The sequence below is a fragment of the Aliiroseovarius marinus genome (assembly GCF_050881025.1).
Lineage (GTDB): Bacteria > Pseudomonadota > Alphaproteobacteria > Rhodobacterales > Rhodobacteraceae > Aliiroseovarius > Aliiroseovarius marinus_A.
Window position 1 is genome coordinate 1 of the sequence record NZ_JBNNXQ010000003.1, and the last position, 19813, is coordinate 19813.

At 59.0% G+C, this 19813-nt stretch carries 20 protein-coding genes; 10 read left to right on the forward strand and 10 right to left on the reverse strand.

The annotated features are described in order from the left end of the window. Positions 1–1254: methyl-accepting chemotaxis protein (locus ACRY08_RS09200; RefSeq protein ID WP_432449626.1), on the forward strand; the 1254-nt coding region annotated here is incomplete at its 5' end. Positions 1255–1407: 153 nt separating this feature from the next. Here ACRY08_RS09200 and ACRY08_RS09205 read toward each other — a convergent pair. Then, positions 1408–2505 carry a zinc ABC transporter substrate-binding protein gene (locus ACRY08_RS09205; protein ID WP_432448865.1) on the reverse strand — a complete coding sequence of 366 codons (1098 nt, stop codon included), beginning with the start codon at positions 2503–2505 and terminating at the stop codon, positions 1408–1410. Positions 2506–2577: 72 nt separating this feature from the next. Here ACRY08_RS09205 and ACRY08_RS09210 point away from each other — a divergent pair, with 72 nt between their 5' ends. From ACRY08_RS09210 to ACRY08_RS09225, 4 genes are read left to right on the forward strand one after another with little or no spacing between them, the layout of a single operon-like run. Next, a complete protein-coding gene (locus ACRY08_RS09210; protein WP_432448864.1) occupies positions 2578–3069 on the forward strand; it encodes a Fur family transcriptional regulator in 492 nt (163 codons plus the stop codon). Beyond that, positions 3066–3839 (forward strand): metal ABC transporter ATP-binding protein, encoded by a 774-nt coding sequence (locus ACRY08_RS09215; protein ID WP_432449627.1) that lies wholly within the window; start codon positions 3066–3068, stop codon positions 3837–3839. Before ACRY08_RS09210 ends, ACRY08_RS09215 begins: the two co-directional genes overlap by 4 nt. Beyond that, a complete protein-coding gene (locus tag ACRY08_RS09220) occupies positions 3832–4626 on the forward strand; it encodes a metal ABC transporter permease (RefSeq protein WP_432449628.1) in 795 nt (264 codons plus the stop codon). The genes ACRY08_RS09215 and ACRY08_RS09220 overlap by 8 nt, the downstream gene beginning before the upstream one ends. Before the next feature lie 17 nt (positions 4627–4643). Next, positions 4644–5507: a phosphate acyltransferase gene (locus ACRY08_RS09225; protein WP_432449629.1), complete on the forward strand. Its 864-nt coding sequence runs from the start codon at positions 4644–4646 to the stop codon at positions 5505–5507. Here the strand turns inward: ACRY08_RS09225 and pta are convergent. The 6 genes from pta to ACRY08_RS09255 all read right to left on the reverse strand — a co-directional run bounded on the left by pta (position 5504) and on the right by ACRY08_RS09255 (position 12536). Further along, entirely contained in the window at positions 5504–6508 is a 1005-nt protein-coding gene (pta, locus tag ACRY08_RS09230; RefSeq protein WP_432449630.1) for a phosphate acetyltransferase, read from the reverse strand. The genes ACRY08_RS09225 and pta overlap by 4 nt on opposite strands. Before the next feature lie 126 nt (positions 6509–6634). Beyond that, positions 6635–8410 carry a sulfoacetaldehyde acetyltransferase gene (gene xsc, locus ACRY08_RS09235; RefSeq protein ID WP_432449631.1) on the reverse strand — a complete coding sequence of 592 codons (1776 nt, stop codon included), beginning with the start codon at positions 8408–8410 and terminating at the stop codon, positions 6635–6637. A 126-nt stretch (positions 8411–8536) separates the two neighbouring features. Beyond that, a complete protein-coding gene (locus ACRY08_RS09240; RefSeq protein WP_432449632.1) occupies positions 8537–10000 on the reverse strand; it encodes a PLP-dependent aminotransferase family protein in 1464 nt (487 codons plus the stop codon). Positions 10001–10055: 55 nt separating this feature from the next. Then, positions 10056–10358, reverse strand: a complete 303-nt coding sequence (locus tag ACRY08_RS09245; RefSeq protein WP_432449633.1) for a hypothetical protein — start codon at positions 10356–10358, stop codon at positions 10056–10058. A 96-nt stretch (positions 10359–10454) separates the two neighbouring features. After that, positions 10455–11042 (reverse strand): GNAT family N-acetyltransferase, encoded by a 588-nt coding sequence (locus ACRY08_RS09250; RefSeq protein ID WP_432449634.1) that lies wholly within the window; start codon positions 11040–11042, stop codon positions 10455–10457. A gap of 96 nt (positions 11043–11138) precedes the next feature. Continuing rightward, positions 11139–12536, reverse strand: a complete 1398-nt coding sequence (locus ACRY08_RS09255; RefSeq protein ID WP_432449635.1) for an aspartate aminotransferase family protein — start codon at positions 12534–12536, stop codon at positions 11139–11141. A gap of 252 nt (positions 12537–12788) precedes the next feature. Here ACRY08_RS09255 and ACRY08_RS09260 point away from each other — a divergent pair, with 252 nt between their 5' ends. Then, a complete protein-coding gene (locus ACRY08_RS09260; RefSeq protein ID WP_432449636.1) occupies positions 12789–13439 on the forward strand; it encodes a GntR family transcriptional regulator in 651 nt (216 codons plus the stop codon). 3 nt (positions 13440–13442) lie between these two features. Here ACRY08_RS09260 and ACRY08_RS09265 read toward each other — a convergent pair whose 3' ends face one another. Further along, entirely contained in the window at positions 13443–14153 is a 711-nt protein-coding gene (locus ACRY08_RS09265) for a type 1 glutamine amidotransferase (protein WP_432449637.1), read from the reverse strand. Positions 14154–14239: 86 nt separating this feature from the next. On the opposite strand from ACRY08_RS09265, the gene ACRY08_RS09270 reads away from it, so the two are divergent. From ACRY08_RS09270 to ACRY08_RS09285, 4 genes are read left to right on the forward strand one after another with little or no spacing between them, the layout of a single operon-like run. After that, positions 14240–15499 carry a cytochrome P450 gene (locus ACRY08_RS09270; RefSeq protein ID WP_432449638.1) on the forward strand — a complete coding sequence of 420 codons (1260 nt, stop codon included), beginning with the start codon at positions 14240–14242 and terminating at the stop codon, positions 15497–15499. A 43-nt stretch (positions 15500–15542) separates the two neighbouring features. After that, entirely contained in the window at positions 15543–16832 is a 1290-nt protein-coding gene (locus ACRY08_RS09275; RefSeq protein WP_432449639.1) for a glutamine synthetase, read from the forward strand. Positions 16833–16858: 26 nt separating this feature from the next. Further along, positions 16859–17170 carry a 2Fe-2S iron-sulfur cluster-binding protein gene (locus ACRY08_RS09280; protein WP_432449640.1) on the forward strand — a complete coding sequence of 104 codons (312 nt, stop codon included), beginning with the start codon at positions 16859–16861 and terminating at the stop codon, positions 17168–17170. 52 nt (positions 17171–17222) lie between these two features. Continuing rightward, positions 17223–17591 (forward strand): VOC family protein, encoded by a 369-nt coding sequence (locus ACRY08_RS09285; RefSeq protein ID WP_432449641.1) that lies wholly within the window; start codon positions 17223–17225, stop codon positions 17589–17591. Between the two features lie 48 nt (positions 17592–17639). Here the strand turns inward: ACRY08_RS09285 and ACRY08_RS09290 are convergent, their stop codons facing one another. Both ACRY08_RS09290 and ACRY08_RS09295 read right to left on the reverse strand, forming a co-directional pair. Then, a complete protein-coding gene (locus ACRY08_RS09290; protein ID WP_432449642.1) occupies positions 17640–18992 on the reverse strand; it encodes an aspartate aminotransferase family protein in 1353 nt (450 codons plus the stop codon). Then, positions 18989–19795, reverse strand: coding sequence for an IclR family transcriptional regulator (locus ACRY08_RS09295; RefSeq protein WP_432449643.1), 807 nt, complete (start codon positions 19793–19795; stop codon positions 18989–18991). The genes ACRY08_RS09290 and ACRY08_RS09295 overlap by 4 nt, the downstream gene beginning before the upstream one ends. Positions 19796–19813 lie beyond the last annotated feature (18 nt).

The window sequence follows — 19813 nt, forward strand, 5'->3', positions numbered from 1 at the left end:
GGCCATCTACTTCGGATCGTATTGATCGGGAATGATGTTACGCAGTCGCATGAGGCGATTTTGCGTGCGGAGGGGGAGCGTGCTGAGATGGAGGCGGCGCAGGCCGCGGTTGTGGATGCGCTGCGTGTGGGTCTTGGCCAGCTGTCAGATGGGGATCTGACGATCCGTATCGATACGGCGTTTGATGCCAAATACGAACAGCTTCGGGCGGATTTCAACACGGCATCGGACAAGCTTCGGGCGGCGATGTGCGGCGTGGTCGAGAATGCGGACCTGATCCAGGGCGAAGCGAGCGAAATCTCGAACGCGGCGGATGACCTGTCGCGCCGGACGGAACATCAGGCGGCGACGCTTGAGGAAACGGCGGCGGCGCTGGACGAGCTGACGTCCTCGGTGCGCTCGGCCGCGGATGGGGCGGCGCATGCGCGTGAAGTTGTGGAAACGGCGCGCGAAAATGCGGAAGCTTCGGGCGCGGTTGTGCGAGAGGCGGTTGGCGCCATGGGCGAGATTGAAAGCTCGTCGCAGCAGATCTCGAAAATCACGGGTGTGATTGACGATATCGCGTTCCAGACCAACCTGTTGGCGCTGAATGCCGGGGTCGAAGCGGCCCGGGCGGGCGAAGCCGGGCGGGGGTTTGCGGTGGTGGCCTCGGAAGTGCGCGCACTGGCGCAGCGCTCGTCGGATGCCGCGCGCGAGATCAACGGGCTGATCTCGGCCTCGGGCGGGCATGTGAAACGCGGTGTGGAACTGGTTGACCAGGCGGGCTCTGCGCTGTCGGGGATTGTCGACAGCGTGAATGAAATCAGCCGCAATGTGGGCGAGATCGCCACATCTGCACAGGAACAAAGCAGCGGCCTGGCCGAGATCAACTCGGCGGTGAACCAGCTGGACCAGGTGACGCAACAAAATGCCGCGATGTTTGAAGAAACAACGGCCGCCAGCCATGCGCTGACGCGTGAGGCGGACACGCTGATGACCACGATGCGCAACTTCAACACCGGGCACGAGAGGCTCGCGCCGGACAACCTGCTTCACGGGCCGGTTCAAGGGCCGGGCCCGACCACAGCTGACGATATCACAGGCCCCGGATATCCTGACCCGGACACCGCCACCCCGTCGACGGAGCTGCCAGGCCAGCCACCATCCCTCGCGACTGACGGGACCACCGCTCTGGACAGGCAGGCCGCTTTGGAAAACAGGCCAAACCCCGCCCCAACAGAAGACCCCGATATGGATGATTGGGAGGACTTTTGAGCGGTATGTGGGACAGTAGGGAATGGCAAAAGCCGGGCAGGTCATCCTTGCCCGGCTTTGATTGTTTTAGCCACGCGCCTGCGTTGGCGGCATGCGGTTCGGTGCTTTGTCGGTGACAGGCACCAGCGAAACGCTGGATATTTTCGGTCGGCGTTACTTGCCGGACAAGCAGTCATGCACTGCGTTGGCGTGCATCCACAGAAGACCCGCCAGCATGTCTGCCCCAATCGGAATATCCTGCCCCGTAGGGTCCAGCATGCCAACACGAACCCCGTCAGATTTGCTGAACTCTGACATCAGCCCCTCGTAATGACCAGGCTCCATGAAAACGCAGGTAATCTCGCCTGAGCGCGTCAGCTCTTCAATCTCTGCCAGACGTGCCGCACTTGGCGAGGCTGCATCGCTTTCGCTGAGCGTTCCTTTCTGGTTCAGATCATAGCGATTGTTAAAATATCTGTAAGCGTCATGGGCCACGATGAACCCCTTCTCGTGCACCGGCTCAAGCAGGGCATCGATTTTTGCGTCGAGCGTGGCATAGCTTTCTTCGGCCTTATGTGCATTTTCGTGATACAGCGCGGCATTGTCCGGGTCGATTTTGGACAGCTCGTCTGCAATGGCATCCAGCCAAACCATCGCGCTGGCCGGGGAAAGCCAAACATGGGGGTCCAGCCGCTTGGCCTCGCCCTGTGCTGTCCCATGATCCTCTTCGTGCTCATCATGATCATGGCTGTCGTGATCATGATCCTTATGTGCCTCTTCATCATGCCCGTGATCGCTGTCTTTGTGATCCGCGTGCTCGCTGTGGTCGTCGTCATGAGACGTCTCATGTTCATGGTCATCGTGATTGTGCTCGTCATGATCGTCATTGTGATCGTCATGCTCGGCATGGTCATGATCGTGGTCGTGATCATGCACGTGATCCGTGGTCAGGGTTTCAAGTCCGGGCACGTGAAGCAGGGACAATGCTGTGAGACCATCTGCGGCGTTGCGCGCACGTTCCAGGGCGGGCATCAGTTCCGGGCCGATCCAAACAAACAGGTCGGCGTCCTGAATAGCGCCCATCTGCGAAGGCCGCAGCTGGAAGTTATGCGGATTGTCGCCCTGAGGCATCAAAAGCACGGGTTCGCCGACACCCGCCATGACTTGGGTCACCAAGGCATGCACAGGCGCGATGTCGGTGATAACCTTAGGGGTTTCAGAGAAGGCAGCGATCGGCGCGAGGCTGGCAGCGGCAAGAAGAGTTTTGAACATGGTGACCTTGTGTCTCTGGATGTAATCTTATATCATGTGATGTGATACTATAACAAATATGACGGTGTCAATATGACCGCTCAACCCGGGTCCGCCTTTGGTGACCATGATCACGCCAAATGTACGAAAACTGCTCTGGATCGGGCGGAGCAGCATTGCCGGGATACGGGCGCGCGTCTCACGCCCGTTCGGCGGCGCACGTTAGAAATCCTGCTGCATGAACATCGCGCGATGGGCGCCTATGAGGTGCTGGAAAAACTGTCCAGTGATGGGTTTGGGTCACAACCTCCGGTCGCTTATCGCGCGCTTGAATTTTTGGTGGATCAGGGTTTGGCGCACCGCATCCGCAGGCTCAACGCCTTTGCCGCCTGCACTGGGCCAGAGCAATCCCACGCGCCGCTTTTTCTGATTTGCCGGTCCTGTAAAGCGGTTGAAGAATTGCTGGCTGATGATGTGCGGGCCATGGTTGATGCGGAAAGCCAGGAAATCGGCTTCCAAGTCGAACGCACCAATCTTGAGGCGCTAGGGCTGTGCCCTTCCTGCCGTACAGGCAGCAACGCATGAGGCTCATCACGGCACGCGGCCTGACTGTTCAGGCGGGCGGAGAAACGATCCTCGACCATGTGGATTTCCAGATCGATGCCGGGGAAATCGTCACGATCGTCGGCCCAAATGGGTCGGGTAAATCCACGTTGCTGGGCGCGCTGATGGGCCTGCGCACTGCAAGTGGAGATTTGGTTCGAAAAGAAGGGCTGCGGGTGGGCTATGTCCCGCAAAAGCTGGTGATTGAATCCAGCATGCCGATGCCCGTGTTGGATTTCCTGAACCTGCCACGTCGCCACCCGCGCACGGAAATTGCACAGGTGTTAGCGCAGGTTGGCATGCAGGGGGCGGAGCGGCGGCAAATATCGACCTTGTCAGGCGGGCAATTGCAGCGCGTTTTGTTGGCGAGAGCGCTTTTGAATCACCCGCAGCTTTTGGTGCTGGATGAACCAACGCAGGGGCTTGATCAACCGGGCGAAGCCGCGTTTTACCGGCTGATTGAAGCCGTTCGCCACGCCACCGGCGCGGCTGTTTTGATGGTGTCTCATGACCTTCACGTGGTGATGAGCGCGTCTGATCGTGTGATCTGCCTGAACCGGCACGTGTGTTGCGAAGGCCAGCCGCAAGTGGTGCGTGACGCACCGGAATATCGCGCGCTTTTTGGGCATGGAACGCAGGGTGCGCTGGCCTTGTATCAGCATGTTCATGATCACAATCACGGTGATTGCGATACTGATTGCGGACACGATCACCAGCACGCTCATGATAAGGACCCGTCGGACCATGCTTGATGATTTCTTGGTGCGTTCAGGTCTTGCCGCTGTCGGGCTTTGCGTGGCAACCGGCCCGCTTGGGGCTTTTGTTGTTTGGCGGCGGATGGCCTATTTCGGCGACGCGACGGCCCATGCGGCAATTCTGGGCGTGGCGCTGGCGCTTTTGTTTTCGCTGCCGATCACCTTGGGCACGTTGATTGTCGCGGTGGCGATGGCCCTGACCGTGACCTGGCTGATGGCGCGCGGTGAAACGCCCGACAGCGGCCTTGGGGTGTTGTCTTTTGGTGCTCTTTCTGCGGGGCTTGTGGCCATATCCTTCGCACCCGGGGTGCGGGTTGATCTTGCGTCATACCTGTTTGGAGACATCCTAGCCGTCACACGCAGTGACCTTGTGTTGGTGTGGAGCGGCGCCTTGGTGGTCGCGGGTGTGATCATCTGGCGTTGGTCCAAGCTGCTTTTATCTAGCTTGAGCCGGGATCTGGCCGCAGCGGCGGGGCTGAACCCAACACGTGAAGGCCTGATCCTGTCGATGGGCATCGCTTTGGTGGTCGCGGTATCGCTGAAAATCGTTGGTGCTTTGCTGGTTTCTGCCATGTTGATCATCCCGGCAATGGCCGCGCGTCAGGTGAGCAATCGTCCTGTCCAGATGGCCATCGGTTCCGTATTGGTTGGCTGGGCCGCCAGCGGAGGGGGGCTCTATGCGTCGCTCAAGTTGGATACACCGGCCGGACCGTCGATCATTGTGACGGCTGCGTTGATCTTCGTGGTGTTTTCGCTCTATAGGGCAGCAGTCACTCGCAACTGACCTGTTGAAAGCCGCCCATGACCCGCCCCTTAGACCGCGCCTATGAGATCGCTCGCCAAAGGCAGGCACGGGTTGTTTTGCCTGAAATGGACGATCCTCGTATTGCCGAGGCCGCGCGTCGATTGTCACAGGAAGGTCTGGCTGTTCCGGTCCCGGTTGCAGACGCCAACAACCGCCTGACCGATCAGCTGGTTGCGCAACGCGGCATGCGCGCGGCGATTGCGGGTCGCCTGTTGAACCGTCCCTTGATCCGCGCTGCAGCAATGGTGGGGGCCGGGCAGGCTGATCTTTTGGTCGCAGGGGCGGTGGCGCCTACGCGGCGCGTGATCGAGGCCGCCTCTTTGGCGATCGGCATCGAACCCGGAATAGATACCGTATCAAGTTTCTTTCTGATGGATTTCCCGGATGGCCGCGCATTCCTGTTTGCCGATTGCGCGGTGAATGTGGACCCTGACGAGACCGCGCTGGCGGATATTGCAACGGCAACCGCCCGGCGGGCCGAGGCTTTGCTGGGCCATGCGGATGTGGCGCTTTTGTCTTTCTCGACAGGGCATTCGGGCGCGGGGGCAACGGTGGAAAAGATGCGTGCGGTTGCGCAGCGTACAGGGTTCACCGGCCCCGTTCAGGCGGATGCCGCACTTGATCCAGCGACGGCACAACAAAAAGGCTGCGCAGGCGGCGATGCCAATGTGCTGATCTTTCCCAATTTAGATGCGGGAAACATCGCCTACAAACTCATGGTTCAACTGGCAGGCGCACGCGCCTATGGTCCCATTCTTCAGGGCTTTCGCGCACCGATCTGTGATCTCAGCCGCGGCGCGAGTGTTGACGAGATTGTCAACGGAACCATCCTGGCCATTGCTTGTGCGTCCAGCGCTTAATTCTGGGCGTTGGCCTGCGCGGCGGTCACGGCGATCATATGCAGGATATCTTCGGCAGAACAGCCGCGCGACAGGTCATTTGCCGGCTTGGCCAATCCTTGCAATACCGGACCAATCGCAACCGCGCCTCCCATGCGTTGAGCAATTTTATAGGCGATGTTTCCGCTTTCCAGATTGGGAAAGATGAAAACATTTGCGTTGCCTTTCAAGGGGCTGTCTTCGGCCTTGCGGGCGGCGACATCGGGCACAAAGGCCGCGTCGAACTGAAGCTCTCCATCCACCAGAATATCGGGGCGGCGGTCGCGCACGATGCCCGTGGCAGTGACCACTTTTGACACCGCATCATGTTCCGCGCTGCCGCGCGTTGAAAATGACAGCATCGCCACACGAGGCACTTTCCCGATCAACCGATCCAGAGAATCTGCCGAACTGATCGCAATTTGCGCCATCTCTTCGGCATCCGGGTCCACCACAAGACCGCTGTCGGCAAAGATCAGGGCGCCTTTGCGATCATGATGGCTTTCGCAAAACAGCATCAGGAAAAAGGACGATACAAGTTTGGTGTCGGGTTTTGTTCCGATGACCTGAATGGCGGCGCGAACGATGTCTGCCGTGGTCGCCACCGCGCCGCCCACGGTGCCGTCGGCATGGCCTGACTTCACCATGAGAGCAGCAAAGACGTGGGGCAGTTGCGCGACGTCGCGCGCTTCTTCCTGCGTCATGCCTTTGTGTTTACGCAGGTCGTAGTAGAGGTCAGCCAGCGCATCTGTCAGCGGCGAAGTTGCGGGATCATGCAGGGTGATCCCGTCTGGTATGTCACGTTTCTGGGCCGCGAATTCAGCGCGAATGTCGGCCTCGTTCCCCACCAAGCCAATTTTCGCAATGCTTTGCGTGACGGCAGTATGGGCCGCTTCCACAACGCGAGGGTCGCTGCCCTCTGACAAGATGATCCGGTGTTTCGACCGGGCTGCGTTCTTCAAAAGCGTCTCAAGCGGTTTCATCTTGGATCTCGCAGCTTGGGGCAAATGCCCTGGAAACTCGGGGTCGAAACGGGATGGTCGAAAAGTCCACCCCGTACCGAGAGAGGCTTGGGCGCGACCGCAACAGGGGCGCCCAAGCGGGTCACATCACACCTCTTGCGGGCGCATGTCGTCTTTGCTGATCCCGGCCACGCGGACCGGTTTCTTCATTGCATCGCGGCGGAAGGGTTCGCCCAATTCCTGATTGATCATGGCTTCAATCAGGGTGGTGATGCCGTTCTTCTGGTCCTCGACCGCCTGATTAAGTGCCGCTGTCAACTCGTCCATGGTGCGCGCCACAACGCCTTTCAGGCCACAGGCACTGGCAATGCCGGCATAGGACACTTGCTGGTCCAGCTCTGTGCCAACGAAGTTGTCGTCAAACCACAGGGTCGAGTTCCGCTTTTCCGCACCCCATTGATAGTTGCGGAACACCACTTGGGTTACGGCGGGCCATTCCTCGCGGCCGATGGCGGTCAGTTCGGTCACGGCAATGCCAAAGGCACCATCGCCCGAAAAGCCCACAACCGGCACATCCGGGCAACCGATCTTGGCGCCGACAACGGCCGGAAGACCATAGCCACAGGGACCAAACAGACCCGGTGCAAGATATTTGCGGCCATCCTCGAACGACGGATAGGCATTCCCGATTGCGCAGTTGTTGCCGATATCAGACGAGATGATCGCCTCTTTCGGCAGCGCCTGTTGGATGGCGCGCCATGCCATGCGCGGGCTCATCCAGTCGGGTTTGTCCGCACGGGCGCGCTCGTTCCAGGTGGTGCCCGGATCGTCGTCTTCGTGGGTCATCTCGGTCAATTGCTGGGCCCAGGCCGATTTCGTGGTGGCGATACGGGCTTTGCGCTCTTCGCGGCCTGCGTCACCTGCGGTATCAGACAGGCGCGACAGGATGCCTTCGGCCACTTTGGCGGCGTCACCGATGATGCCAACACTGACCGTTTTGGTCAGCCCGATCCGGTCGGCGTTGATGTCGACCTGAATGATCTTGGCGTCGTTTGGCCAGTATTCCATGCCATAGCCGGGCAGGGTGGAAAACGGGTTCAGTCGGGTGCCAAGGCACAGCACCACGTCGGCCTCTTTGATCAGCTCCATACCGGCTTTCGAGCCATTATAGCCCAAGGGGCCTGCGAACAGCGGGTGCGAGCCGGGGAAGGCGTCATTGTGCTGATAGCCTACGCAAACCGGCGCATCCAGACGTTCGGCAAGCCGTTTTGACGCGTCGATGCCGCCGCGCGACAGCACCACACCGGCGCCGTTCAGGATGACCGGGTTCTTGGCTTCCGAGATCAGGCGCGCGGCCTCGGCCACAGCATCCTCACCGCCTGAGGGACGTTCGAAATCGACAATGGCAGGCAGCTCGATATCGATCACCTGGGTCCACATGTCGCGCGGAATGTTCAGCTGCGCGGGGGCCGAAGCCCGCTTGGCATTCATGATCACGCGGTTCAGAACCTCGGCCACGCGAGAGGGGTCGCGCACCTCTTCCTGATAGGCCACACAATCGGCAAACATGCGCATTTGTTCCATTTCCTGAAAGCCACCTTGGCCGATGGTTTTGTTGGCGGCCTGCGGGGTCACCAAGAGCAGCGGGGTGTGGTTCCAGTAAGCGGTCTTTACGGCGGTCACGAAGTTGGTGATGCCGGGGCCGTTCTGCGCGATCATCATCGACATTTTGCCGGTGGCGCGGGTGTAGCCATCGGCCATCATGCCGCCTGAACCTTCGTGGGCACAGTCCCAGAACGTGATGCCCGCATCGGGGAAAATGTCAGAGATCGGCATCATGGCCGACCCGATAATGCCAAAGGCATGTTCAATCCCGTGCATCTGCAGCACTTTTACAAAGGCTTCTTCGGTGGTCATTTTCATGAGCGGCTCTCCCTGGGGGTGGAAGGGGTGGGATTCGATCCGTCCCCGACATTGATGTTGCGAGTATTTTTAGGCAGGCCACGCGATGCTCTATAGGGCCAGTTGGGTTCGCCGTTTGATTCCAGATCAGCGCATATTGGCGATTTCTTGACCGATCAGAGATATCCCGGTGGTGATCCGGTTGGCCGGAATAGAGCTGTAGGCGATGCGGTAGTAATTGCGCGGCTGGCTGGGGCCGCGAAAGAACGGCGCCCCCGGTTCGATCAGGACGCTTTTCTCCAGCAGACGTTCGGCAAGTTCTGTCGTGTCAATGCCATGCGGGGCTTCCATCCAGAAGGCCGAACCACCAAAAACACCGCGTCCTGACAGGGTCAGCCCCGTTTCGTCGATGGCACGGTTCATGACCTCGCGCCGCTCTTGATAGGCATTTCCAATCCGACGGATCAGCGCATCATAGTGCCCCAATGACAGGAAATAGGCGACGGTGCGCTGGATCAGGCCGGGGGGGTGGCGCAGAACCGCGGATCTGAGGGCGCGCGCCTCGCGGATAAAGGGCTCTGAGCCGACGATATAGCCAAGCCGAAGACCGGGAAATAGTGATTTCGAGAAGCTGCCCACATAGATCACCCGGCCTTCACGATCCAGGGATTTCAGCGCGGGCGAGGGTGGTTTCAGGAAGGACATTTCAAAGTCGTAATCGTCTTCAACCACCAGCGCATCCAGCGCGCGTGCGCGGTCCAAAAGCGCTTTGCGCCGCTCGATCGACATGGTTGCCGTGGTTGGGCTTTGATGGCTTGGGGTTGTGAAAATCACGTCCGTTCCATCGGGCAGGGCTTCCGGGGGCAGACCGTCGCGATCCACCGGGATCTGGACAAGATGGCACCGGCTTTGGGTCAGGATATCACGCAGCGAATAATAGCAGGGGTCTTCAATGGCCGCCATGCGCCGCTGAGTCAAAAGCACCTGCGCCGACATCCAAAGCGCGTTCTGTGCCCCCATGGTGATCAGGATTTCTTCCGGTTTCGCCAATATGCCGCGCCGGGGCAGGATATGGCGGGCAATAAACTCGATCAGCTGCGGATCATCCTGATCATAATAGTCCCCCATCATCGCGGCATGATCTTTTTGCCCCAGCGCTCGCAGCGCGCAAAGTCGCCAGGCGTTGTGGTCAAACAGTGTTGGGTCCGATTGACCATAGATGAACGGGTATTTCTGTTGCCGCCAGTCCAGGGGTTTGCGCGGGGTTGACCCTCCGGTGAACTGATGGCCGATGGCGCGATGCCAGTCCACTTTGTCCTCGCCGCGCGAGCGGGGCTGGAAGCTGGGCGGTTCTGGTGCGTTTTCCGACACGTAGAACCCGGATCGTCCGCGTGACGTCAGATAGTCGTTCGCCTGAAGTTCGGTATAGGCAAGTGTGACCGTGATACGGCTGACCCCGAGGTGATTGGACAGCTTTCGGGTCGAGGGCAGCTTCTCGCCGCGTGGCAAACGACCAGACAGGATCGCCTCGGCAATCATTTGTTGGATCTGCGCCTGCAGCGTGCCTTGGGCGTCGGGATCCAGAAAGAAAGTTTCAACAGGTGCAGCCATGAGCGGAGCATAGCGTGGACCTAGTTTGGGTGCAATCTGGATATATCCAAATCGGTCAGCGGTTTGACGAAATCCATGCAGACATCAGGCCCGCATCCCGAAAACATTCGTCTGGAACGCTGCGCCGTTTGGCGCGCGCGATCCGCTCGGCATAGGCCACCTGTCGCGACGTGGCGCGGCTGTCACGCGGTTGAGCACTGCGTGCTTTCAGCTGCGCCTGATGTGCGCCAATCCAACCCGAAAGAGCCGCGCGGTCATGGATCATCTCGGCCGGGATCGCTTCGCCCAGGCGGGTCGAAATCGCGCGGGCATAGTCCACTTGCTTGGGCGTAGGCGGCAAGGTGTTGGCTGTGGGCATGATCTCATCTCCGACTATATCAGGAATGAGAACAAATATAGAACAAAATGAACAATTGTCCAGCGTGCTGTGATCACCTTGCCGTGAAAGCCCTTATTACCTTGGCTTTTCAAGCTTCCATGTCAGATTGGCGCGTATAGCGGGCCATTCAGAGGCAATGATCGAATAGACGGCCGTATCCCGGATAACACCGTTGCCCTGATCCATATGGCTGCGCAGCACACCGTCAAGTTTAGCCCCCAGCCGTTCGATCGCGGTGCGGCTTTGGTGGTTCATGAAATGGGTGCGCAGCTCTACCGCGATGCAGTTCAGATCGTCAAAGGCATGCGAGAGCAGGAGCCGCTTTGCTTCGGTATTCAAGGGGCCGCGTTGTACCGACTTTCGATACCATGTTGACCCGATTTCCAACCGCCGGTTTGTCGCGTCAATATTCATATAGGTGGTCATCCCCACAGGGGTGCCGTCCGGGGTCATAACACAAAATGGCACCATGGTTCCGGCTTTCTGCAGGGAAAGACGCCGGGTGATTTCGTTCTCCATTTCGTCCGCCTCAGGCACGGTGGTGTACCACAGCCGGTGCAGTTCGCCATCAGCGCTGGCTGCGCGCAAGCCGGGGGCGTGATCCATCGAAAGCGGGGCAAGCGTGACATGGGTGCCGGTCAACGTGATGGGGGCTGGCCACATGGGGATACTCCTTTTTACCGCGGCTCTGATACAGCAAAGGCGGCCCGTAGAACAGGACCGCCTTTGTCAGATTTCATCAGGTCAGATTGACCGGGTTCAGCCAAATACCTTGGTCAGTGCCTGGTCGACCGCATCACAGATGCGATCAATGTCCTGTTCGGTCGCGATCAGGGCGGGGCTGAAGCACAGCGTGTTGTTGCGCCCCGGAAGCGAGCGGTTGGTGGCGCCGATGATCACGCCCTGCGCCCCGCAGTCCGCAACGACGGCAGCAACCAGCTTTTCGTCCACCGGTTCTTTCGTTTCCCGGTCCTGCACAAGTTCGGCGCCAAGGAACAGGCCCTTGCCGCGCACGTCCCCAATGACAGCGTGTTTTTCAGCCAGCGCTTCCAGATTGGCGATCATGCGTTCGCCCATCTTGGTGGTGTTTTCCAGCAGGCCTTCATCCTCGATGATGCGCAGGTTTTCCAGCGCAGCAGCAGGGCCGGCGGTGCAGCCGCCAAAGGTCGAGATGTCGCGGAAATACCCCATCGGATCCGAGGCGTCTTCTTTGAACATGTCAAACACACGCTCGGTGGTCACGCAGCAGGCAATCGCCGCATAGCCAGAGGCCACACCTTTGGCCATGGTGACGAAATCGGGCTTGATGCCGTAGTGCTGATAGCCAAACCACGTGCCGGTGCGCCCCAGTCCACAGACGACTTCGTCGATATGCAGAAGGATGTCATATTTGGTGCAAATCTCCTGCACGCGCTCCCAATAGCCTTCGGGGGCTTCGATAACGCCGCCGCCTGCGGTAATGGGTTCAAGGCACAGCGCACCGATGGTGTTCGCGCCTTCGCGCAGGATCACATCTTCGATGGCATCTGCTGCCGCGCGGCCAAATTCAGCCCCCGAAAGATGCTCCAGCCCCAGTTCGTGCTTGCGGTACTCCATGCAATGGGGCACGCGAATGAAATCAGGGGCGAAGGGGCCGTATTGAGCGTTGCGCTCATCCTGCCCGCCAGCCGACATCGTGGCCAGTGTCGAGCCGTGATAGTCACGGTCGCGATACAAGATCTTGGTCTTCTTCCCACCGTATTTTTTATGTGCAATCTGACGGATCATCTTGAAGGCTTTTTCGTTCGCCTCGGACCCTGAATTGGTGATGTAGACGCGGCTCATGCCGGGCATCTTTTCGATCAGTTTCTCAGAGAAGAGCGCGCCCGGGATCGACCCTGCAGCAGCGGCGAAATAGTTCATTTTCACCAGCTGATCGCGCACCACATCCGCGATGCTTTCACGGCCATAGCCCACATTTACAGTCCAGACCCCGCCCGACACGGCATCGATATATTCCTTGCCGTTCTGGTCCCAAACCTTGATGCCTTTGCCCTCGACAATGATGCGCGGGTCGCCGGTTTCAAGAGCTTTGTGCTGGGTGAGGTGATGCCACACATGCGCCTTGTCGGCTTCGACCACGTGGCTAAGATCGTTTTCTTTCATTTGACCGTCCATGACGTCCTCCGATACTGAAGGTTCCCCGTGCGAAGCGGGCCGTGGGAACAGAGATTCTTTGATCAAATAATGACCTCGGAATGGGGCGTGAGAAATAGGGCCAGAAGTGTTTTAGTTTATGTCCAGAGGTTAGGGTTTTCCGCATTTCCAAGCCCTTGATCAGGGGTGAAATGATACGCAAAGAACACTCAAATCCTTGGGGCGCACGGGGTAAGGGCTGGATTTCACATGGGGATTTGCTTAACTCGCCCTATGGCTGGTCAAACCGAATCCGTGCTGAATGCAATCTTGTCAGGGATCGACGAAGGGGAATTGAACCCCGGCGATCCGATTGACGAAAACGCGTTGATTGCCCGCTACGGGGTTTCGCGCACCCCGTTGCGGGAAGCTTTGCTGCGCCTTGAAGCAATGGGACTGGTGTTGCGCCAACCGCGCAAGGGGGCCGTTTTGTTTCGGCCAAGCCTTGAGGAGTTTCTTGCCATACTTGAAGTCCATGCGCGCCTTGAAGGTCAGGCGGCGGGGCTGGCGGCGCGGCGCATATCCTCTGCGCAAAAAGAGGCGTTAGAGAAGGTGGTGGCGGCCTGCGAAGCCCATGCCCGGACCCATGGCGATGACGACCCGGATGGGTATTATGCGCTGAACTTGGCGTTCCACAAATTGGTTGGTGAAGCTTCTGGCAATCCGTTTCTTCTTGAGATGATCAAGATGAATGCGCGCAAGCTGTTGGCCTATTACCGGGCGCGGTATCGGTATGCCGGTGCGATTGCCGAGAGCGCACACGAGCATCGCGAAATCGCGGAACTGATCCTGTCGGGCCAGGCTGATCAGGCAGAGGCGCTGATGGTGCGCCATGTGCAATTTGACCGCGTCACCGTGATGGATTTGTTGGCCGCGCTTGACTGATCGTCACGCGGCGGCGCGTTCCAGTTCAAAAAATCGAATAATCCAATCTGCAAACATCCCGTTATCCGCGGACAGCGGCAGGGATGCACGCGCGCGCGCAATCACCGCGTCGGGTTTCTCATCGGCCAGTTCCTCGATCAGGGCAGCAATGAAGTCACCGCTCATCTCGGGATGGTTTTGAGTGGTGAAGACGTGGTCTCCGATCGCAAAACCGCCGATCGGGCAGTCGTCATGGCGCATGATCACGCGCGCATCAATGGGAAGTTTCGTGACCTGTTCGATATGTGCGCCATATTGCCAGAACCGTTTCACCTCGGTCCAGGGGGTGGGGGTGGTGGTCTCCATTTCAACCGACCCAAACACCCAGCCGTTGGGATTTTCCTCGACACGGCCCCCAAGCGCCAAAGCGATGGCCTGATGGCCGAAACAGGCCCCCATCATGGGAATGCGCGCGGCGTTGATGCGGGTAATCAGTTCCAGCAAGTCTGCAATCCACGGCGCATCATCATGAACAGAGGCCGGGCTTCCGGTCACCACCCAGCCATCGCAAAGCGACTCGCTTTTCGGAAATTCTCCGTCTTTCACCGCATAGGTGGTGAAGCGCCAATCCGGCCGTTTCGGGGACAAAAGACCGGTCCATTTTTCGCCATCCTTCGGATGTTGTTGGGCAAAATCGCTTTCATCCGTGTTGGTCATCAGGATACCGATATGCATTATTTCCCCGCTTTACATATTTAACATGTTCTATAATATATTTAGTCAAGCGCGACACACAACAGCTAATCGCCAAGGAGATGCGCATGACAGTCTGGACCCCAAATGACGACGGTTTTGCTGATCTGTCCAGTCACGATACATTTGTGAACGGCGCGCCGCACAATACCTTTGCACGTCTGCGCCGCGAGGACCCGCTCAGTTGGACCGATTGGGACGGGGGCGAGGGGTTCTGGAACGTGGTGCGCCATGCAGATATCACCGAGCTCAATCGGAACTACGAGCTGATGTCCTCGGCCCGCGGCATCCGCATGGAGGACCAGACCTACGAGGAATATCTGGCCCGCCGCACCTTTCAGGAAACCGATCCGCCGGAGCACATGAAGACGCGGGTGAAAGTGGGTAAGGCGTTCTCGCGCCCGGTTGTCGCCGGGTTCGAGAATCAGATCCGCGAGCTGTGCCACCCCATTCTGGACGCAGCACTTGAAGCCGGCACATTTGATGCCACCAAGATGATTGCCCGCCAGCTGCCGATGATGATGCTGGGCCGGATTATCGGCACGCCCGACGAAGACCTGCCGTGGCTGGTGGAAAAGGGCGATGCGCTGATTGCCAACACGGACCCGGATTTCACCGATCACGTGCTGGATAAAATGCAGACCGACGAATACCGCATGATGCCCTTCAACTCACCGGCCGGGGCTGAGCTTTTCGACTATGCCAAGCGGCTCATCGAAGAAAAGAACCGCAAGGGCGACACGGATGGTGTGCTGCATATGATCATGCAGCCGGACAAAGATGGTCACGTGATGCCGGAACAGGAGTTCCGGAACTTCTTTTGTCTGCTGGTCGCCGCGGGCAATGACACCACCCGCTATTCGATTGCAGCAGGCATTCAGGCCATGGCGCATCAAGGGGAATTGCTGGGGCAGATGCAGGAGGGCGGCGATATCTGGGCTACGGCCCCGGATGAGATCATCCGCTGGGCCACGCCCGCGCTTTACTTCCGCCGCACGGCCACGCGCGATCACGAGATGCACGGCAAGCAGATCAAAGAGGGCGATAAGGTGCTATACTGGTGGTCCTCGGCCAATCGCGATGAAGAGGTGTTTGACGACCCCAACCGCGTGGACCTCTTTCGTAGCCCCAACCGCCACATGTCCTTTGGGCAGGGCGGGCCGCATGTCTGTCTGGGCATGCATCTGGCGCGTCTTGAGGTGCGGGTGTTGTTCGAAGAACTGGCGAAACGCGTGAAAATGGTGGAACCTGCCGGGGAGCACAAGTTCCTGCGCTCGAACTTCGTGGGTGGGATCAAGGAATTGCCTGTGACACTGCAGGCCAAGTAACCCCTCAACGGGGCGACCCGGCTAAGCCGGGCAGGGAGGATCAATGAAAGACCGTTTGCGAGCCCTTTGGCTTGATCATCTGAGCATTCTGCGCGGCAAGTATCTGCCGGGATCAAAAATCGGCACGGGCGAGACGCGGTTCTGCCGGTCCACCTATGGGGTGCATTACGACAAGGATTTGTTGGACGCGCCCGGTGCGATGATGAAGCAGGGCCTGCCGGACATGGAGCTCAGATGGCGCGCCGAGGATATTCGCGACGGGTGGGAGGCCTCGACGCAGATTGTCATCGGTGACCTGTATGACCAAGACGGTGTGCCGCTGGAGCTGTGCGGGCGTCAGGCGTTGAAACGTGCGATTGCCGCTTGGGAAGAGCGTGGTCTGACCCCGATGGTCGGGATCGAACTGGAATGCTTTGCCCTGATGGCCAACGAGATTGGCCGATTGGTTCCCTATGACGCGCCGGGTGGTGTGGTCTATGGCACCGGGCCGTTCACCGACCCGTTGCGCTTCACTGATGATATTTGGGAACGGGCTGAAAAGCTGGGCTTCAACCTTGAAATGATGACGGGCGAATATGACAGCCCGCAATTTGAGTTCACGCTGACCTTTGATGAGGCGTTGAAACATGTGGATGACATTGTGCTGTTCCGCCAGATGGCGCGCGAGGTCGCGCTGGAACACGGGTTGGTCCTGACCTTCATGCCCAAGCCGATTGCCGAGGCGGGCGGATCAGGCATGCATATCAACTACAGCTTCCGGGATCGCTCGGGCGGCAATGCGTTGGACAATGGACCCATTGGCGGGCCTGAGCATATGAACGATCTGGCGCGCGGCTGTATTTCAGGCCTGATGCACCACCATAAGGGGCTGGCCGGATTGGTGGCGCCCACGACAAATTCGTATCAGCGTTTGCAGCCGGGATCTCTGTCCGGGTACTGGCGCAACTGGGGCGGGGATCACCGCAATGTCACCACGCGCATCTCAGGCGAGGGCGGTGCGAAATCGCGGCTGGAACACCGCATGGCGGACGCGACCGCCAATCCCTATACGGCGGTGGCTGCAGTGTTGCAGGCATCGCTGCTGGGTCTGGAAAACAACTATCCGCTTGGTCCCATTGAGGGCGGCGACGGTTTTGACCGGACCGAGGCCAAGGAAGGCACGGCCGTGAACTTGAAAGCGGCGATGAATGACCTTGAGGCCGACACCGTTCTGGGCGACCGCGTGGGGCGTATGTTGGTGGACAACCATGTTTTCATGAAGCGCAAAGAGGTCATCAAGACCCGAGATCTTGAGGGCGACGGGCTGCGCGACTTCTATGTGAACTTCGTTTAAGTGACGTAAAAACAAGGAGATGTAAGATGAAAGTAACCTGGGTCTTGCCTGGGGGCGAGGAAGTTGTGGCTGATGTCCAGACGGGCGTGAACCTGATGGAAGCTGCCCAAGCGAACAATGTCGCGGGCATTCAGGGCGAATGCGGCGGGTCGCTGTCTTGTGCCACCTGCCATGTGCATGTGGATGGTGACTGGCTGTCGAAAACCGGGACGAAGGGCGATTTTGAAGAGGCGATGTTGGATATGGCGGATGGCGAGGTGACGGATGCCTCGCGCTTGTCGTGCCAGATCGAAGCATCCGACGATCTGGACGGCATCCGGCTGATCGTGCCTGTCTGACCGCTCTGGTCCCCCTTTTGTGGTAAGCTGATCGCAAAGGGAGGATCACGTTATGCAACTTGGCGCATTTTCTGTCAGTCTCGGGGTGAAGGACCTTGGAAAGTCCAAGGCGTTCTACGAGGCGTTGGGCTTCACGGCTTTCGCGGGCACCGAGGACCACAATTATCTGATCATGAAAAACGGTGACACGCTGATCGGGCTGTTTCAGGGAATGTTTGAAGGGGCCATGCTGACCTTCAATCCCGGTTGGGACCAGAGCGCGACGCATGTCGATCCGTTCGAAGACGTGCGGGCCATCAAGGCGCAGCTTGCCGCAGAAGGGGTTGAGATCACGCAAGAGCAAGGCGGCAAGGAGGGTCCGGCCAGTTTTGTGGTCACCGACCCCGACGGGTTTCCGGTTTTAGTCGATCAACACAGATAAAAAAGGCCGCCCGGAACAGGGCGGCCTTTGTGCGTGACTGGGGCGGCGTCAGATCGCGGCGAAACCTGCCTTGAGCGCGGACAGGATGGTCTGCACGTCATCCGAGGTCAGCACCAGAGGCGGTGACATGATGACGTTCGGTCCTGAGATGCGCACCATCGCGCCGTTCTGATAGGCGACCTCCTGCAACGTGCCGATGCTCTGCTTGTCGATGGGCGCTTTCGTTGCCGGATCGGACACAAGCTCCAGCGCGCACATCAGACCATGCCCACCGCGCACGTCGCCAATCGCGTCATAGCTGTCGCCCAAGGCCTGCAGCCCGGCAAAAAGCTCAGCGCCCCGTTCGGCGGCGTTTTCGTTGACCTTCAGGCGCAGGGTTTCTTTCATGCAGGCAATCGCGGCGGCGGCACCGACCGGGTGGCCCGAATAGGTATAGCCATGCCCGATGGCGGCTTTCCCTGTGGTGTCGGCTTCGAAGGTTTCCACCACATGCTCGGCGATCATCACAGCGCCGAAGGGGAAATAGCCGTTGGTGATCGCTTTGGCTGTGCACATGAAATCAGGCTGCACACCCCAATACCGGCTGCCGGTCCAACCGCCGGTGCGGCCAAAGGCGGTGATCACCTCGTCCGCGATCAGAAGGATGCCATGCTTCGAGCAGATCTCGCGCACGCCGGGCATGAAGCTTTCATGCGGCGGGATCACACCACCTGCGCCCAAAATGGGCTCCATGATCATCGCGGCGATGGTGTCTGCACCCTGAAACGCGATCTCGTCTTCCATGGCCTGCAGGCAAAGCTGTGCCAAGCGTTCGGGGTCGGTTTCGTTAAACGGGTTGCGATAGGTATAGGGCGCCGGGATGTGATAGCAGCCGGGCAATAGCGGCTCGTATTGGGTGCGGAAATTGGCGTTGCCATTGACCGATGCACCGCCCATATGCGTGCCGTGATAGCCTTTCTTCAGGCTCAGGAACTTGGTGCGGCCGGGCGCGCCTTTGATCTTGTGATACTGTCTGGCAAGACGCAGCGCCGTTTCCACGCTGTCAGACCCGCCCGAGGTGTAAAATGCGCGCGTCAGGCCATCAGGCTCAAAGAAATCGCGCAGCATTTCAGACAGCTCGATGACCTTGTCATTGGTGGTGCCTCGAAAGGTCGAATAATAGGGCAGGGTGTCCAGTTGCGCGGCAATGGCGTCCTTGATCGGCTGGCAGGAAAACCCAAGGTTCACATTCCACAAACCGCCCACGGCATCGACAACTTCATGGCCGTCGACATCCTTGATCTTCACACCGGAGGCACCGGTCACAATGGTTGGCGGGTTCTGTAAACTGTCGGCGGGATGCGCCATGGGGTGCCAGAGCGAACGGGCGTTCTTTTCTTTCAGAAAGTTGGAATCTTTCATGTCAGCTCGCTTTCTGCAGGGGTAGCTGCGGGTCGAAATGTTGGAAAACTGTCAGGAGGGAAGCCCCCAAGTACACGTGTCGTACGCCCTGCGGTCAGGGCAAGTTCGGTTTGGATCGTGTTGCGCAACTGATCGGTCATACGTGATACCGGTGCGGCCACGGCCACGGCCCCGATGCATTGCGACGAGGCGTCAAATATCGGCACTGCGTGGGAATGCACATCCTGTTCATAGCCGCCAATGGACTGCGCCATGCCGCGATCCCGGATGCGCGGCAACAACGCGCGTATGGCATCGGGATCGACCAGGGTTTCCGACGTGCGTGCCACCAGCGGCTTGTCCAACACGGCGTCCACGAACGGGGCGGGCGAAAAGGCCAACACGGCAAGGCCAGAGCCGGTGGAATGCAGCTCCAACACTTCGGCATCTTCCATCATCACCATCGTGCCGTGGTGATGGGCATAGCTGTAAGTGAGGTTGGACAGAACCTCTCCGTTCAAAAGCGACATATGGGATGTCTCGCCGGTAATCTCGCTGAGTTTGGTCAGTTCAGCCAACACAAGCTCGCGCATCGGAACGGCTTTTTCACGCAAGGCTGCAAGGCGCAGAAAGGCGGGGCCAAGGCGGTATTCACGCCCGGCGCCGACCTGTTCCACGAATCCATGGTCTGCCAATTCGCCCATCAGGCGATAAACGGTTGCTTTGTTCATGCCCGACAGGCGCGCCATGTCAGTCAGCCCGATTTGCGACTGGGCGCGGCTGAAATAATTCAGCAATGACAAGGCTTTGGACGCTGTTCCCATTTCACCTTCCGGGTATTT

Bases quoted from the DNA above. Each gene is read 5' to 3' on its own strand.
- ACRY08_RS09225 (WP_432449629.1), top strand. From the start codon at position 4,644: ATGACCCGCCCCTTAGACCGCGCCTATGAGATCGCTCGCCAAAGGCAG.
- ACRY08_RS09220 (WP_432449628.1), top strand. From the start codon at position 3,832: ATGCTTGATGATTTCTTGGTGCGTTCAGGTCTTGCCGCTGTCGGGCTT.
- xsc (WP_432449631.1), bottom strand. From the start codon at position 8,410: ATGAAAATGACCACCGAAGAAGCCTTTGTAAAAGTGCTGCAGATGCAC.
- ACRY08_RS09290 (WP_432449642.1), bottom strand. From the start codon at position 18,992: ATGAAAGATTCCAACTTTCTGAAAGAAAAGAACGCCCGTTCGCTCTGG.
- ACRY08_RS09280 (WP_432449640.1), top strand. From the start codon at position 16,859: ATGAAAGTAACCTGGGTCTTGCCTGGGGGCGAGGAAGTTGTGGCTGAT.
- pta (WP_432449630.1), bottom strand. From the start codon at position 6,508: ATGAAACCGCTTGAGACGCTTTTGAAGAACGCAGCCCGGTCGAAACAC.
- ACRY08_RS09215 (WP_432449627.1), top strand. From the start codon at position 3,066: ATGAGGCTCATCACGGCACGCGGCCTGACTGTTCAGGCGGGCGGAGAA.
- ACRY08_RS09255 (WP_432449635.1), bottom strand. From the start codon at position 12,536: ATGGACGGTCAAATGAAAGAAAACGATCTTAGCCACGTGGTCGAAGCC.
- ACRY08_RS09295 (WP_432449643.1), bottom strand. From the start codon at position 19,795: ATGGGAACAGCGTCCAAAGCCTTGTCATTGCTGAATTATTTCAGCCGC.
- ACRY08_RS09260 (WP_432449636.1), top strand. From the start codon at position 12,789: ATGGCTGGTCAAACCGAATCCGTGCTGAATGCAATCTTGTCAGGGATC.
- ACRY08_RS09265 (WP_432449637.1), bottom strand. From the start codon at position 14,153: ATGCATATCGGTATCCTGATGACCAACACGGATGAAAGCGATTTTGCC.
- ACRY08_RS09285 (WP_432449641.1), top strand. From the start codon at position 17,223: ATGCAACTTGGCGCATTTTCTGTCAGTCTCGGGGTGAAGGACCTTGGA.
- ACRY08_RS09250 (WP_432449634.1), bottom strand. From the start codon at position 11,042: ATGTGGCCAGCCCCCATCACGTTGACCGGCACCCATGTCACGCTTGCC.
- ACRY08_RS09205 (WP_432448865.1), bottom strand. From the start codon at position 2,505: ATGTTCAAAACTCTTCTTGCCGCTGCCAGCCTCGCGCCGATCGCTGCC.
- ACRY08_RS09245 (WP_432449633.1), bottom strand. From the start codon at position 10,358: ATGCCCACAGCCAACACCTTGCCGCCTACGCCCAAGCAAGTGGACTAT.
- ACRY08_RS09270 (WP_432449638.1), top strand. From the start codon at position 14,240: ATGACAGTCTGGACCCCAAATGACGACGGTTTTGCTGATCTGTCCAGT.
- ACRY08_RS09240 (WP_432449632.1), bottom strand. From the start codon at position 10,000: ATGGCTGCACCTGTTGAAACTTTCTTTCTGGATCCCGACGCCCAAGGC.
- ACRY08_RS09275 (WP_432449639.1), top strand. From the start codon at position 15,543: ATGAAAGACCGTTTGCGAGCCCTTTGGCTTGATCATCTGAGCATTCTG.
- ACRY08_RS09210 (WP_432448864.1), top strand. From the start codon at position 2,578: ATGACCGCTCAACCCGGGTCCGCCTTTGGTGACCATGATCACGCCAAA.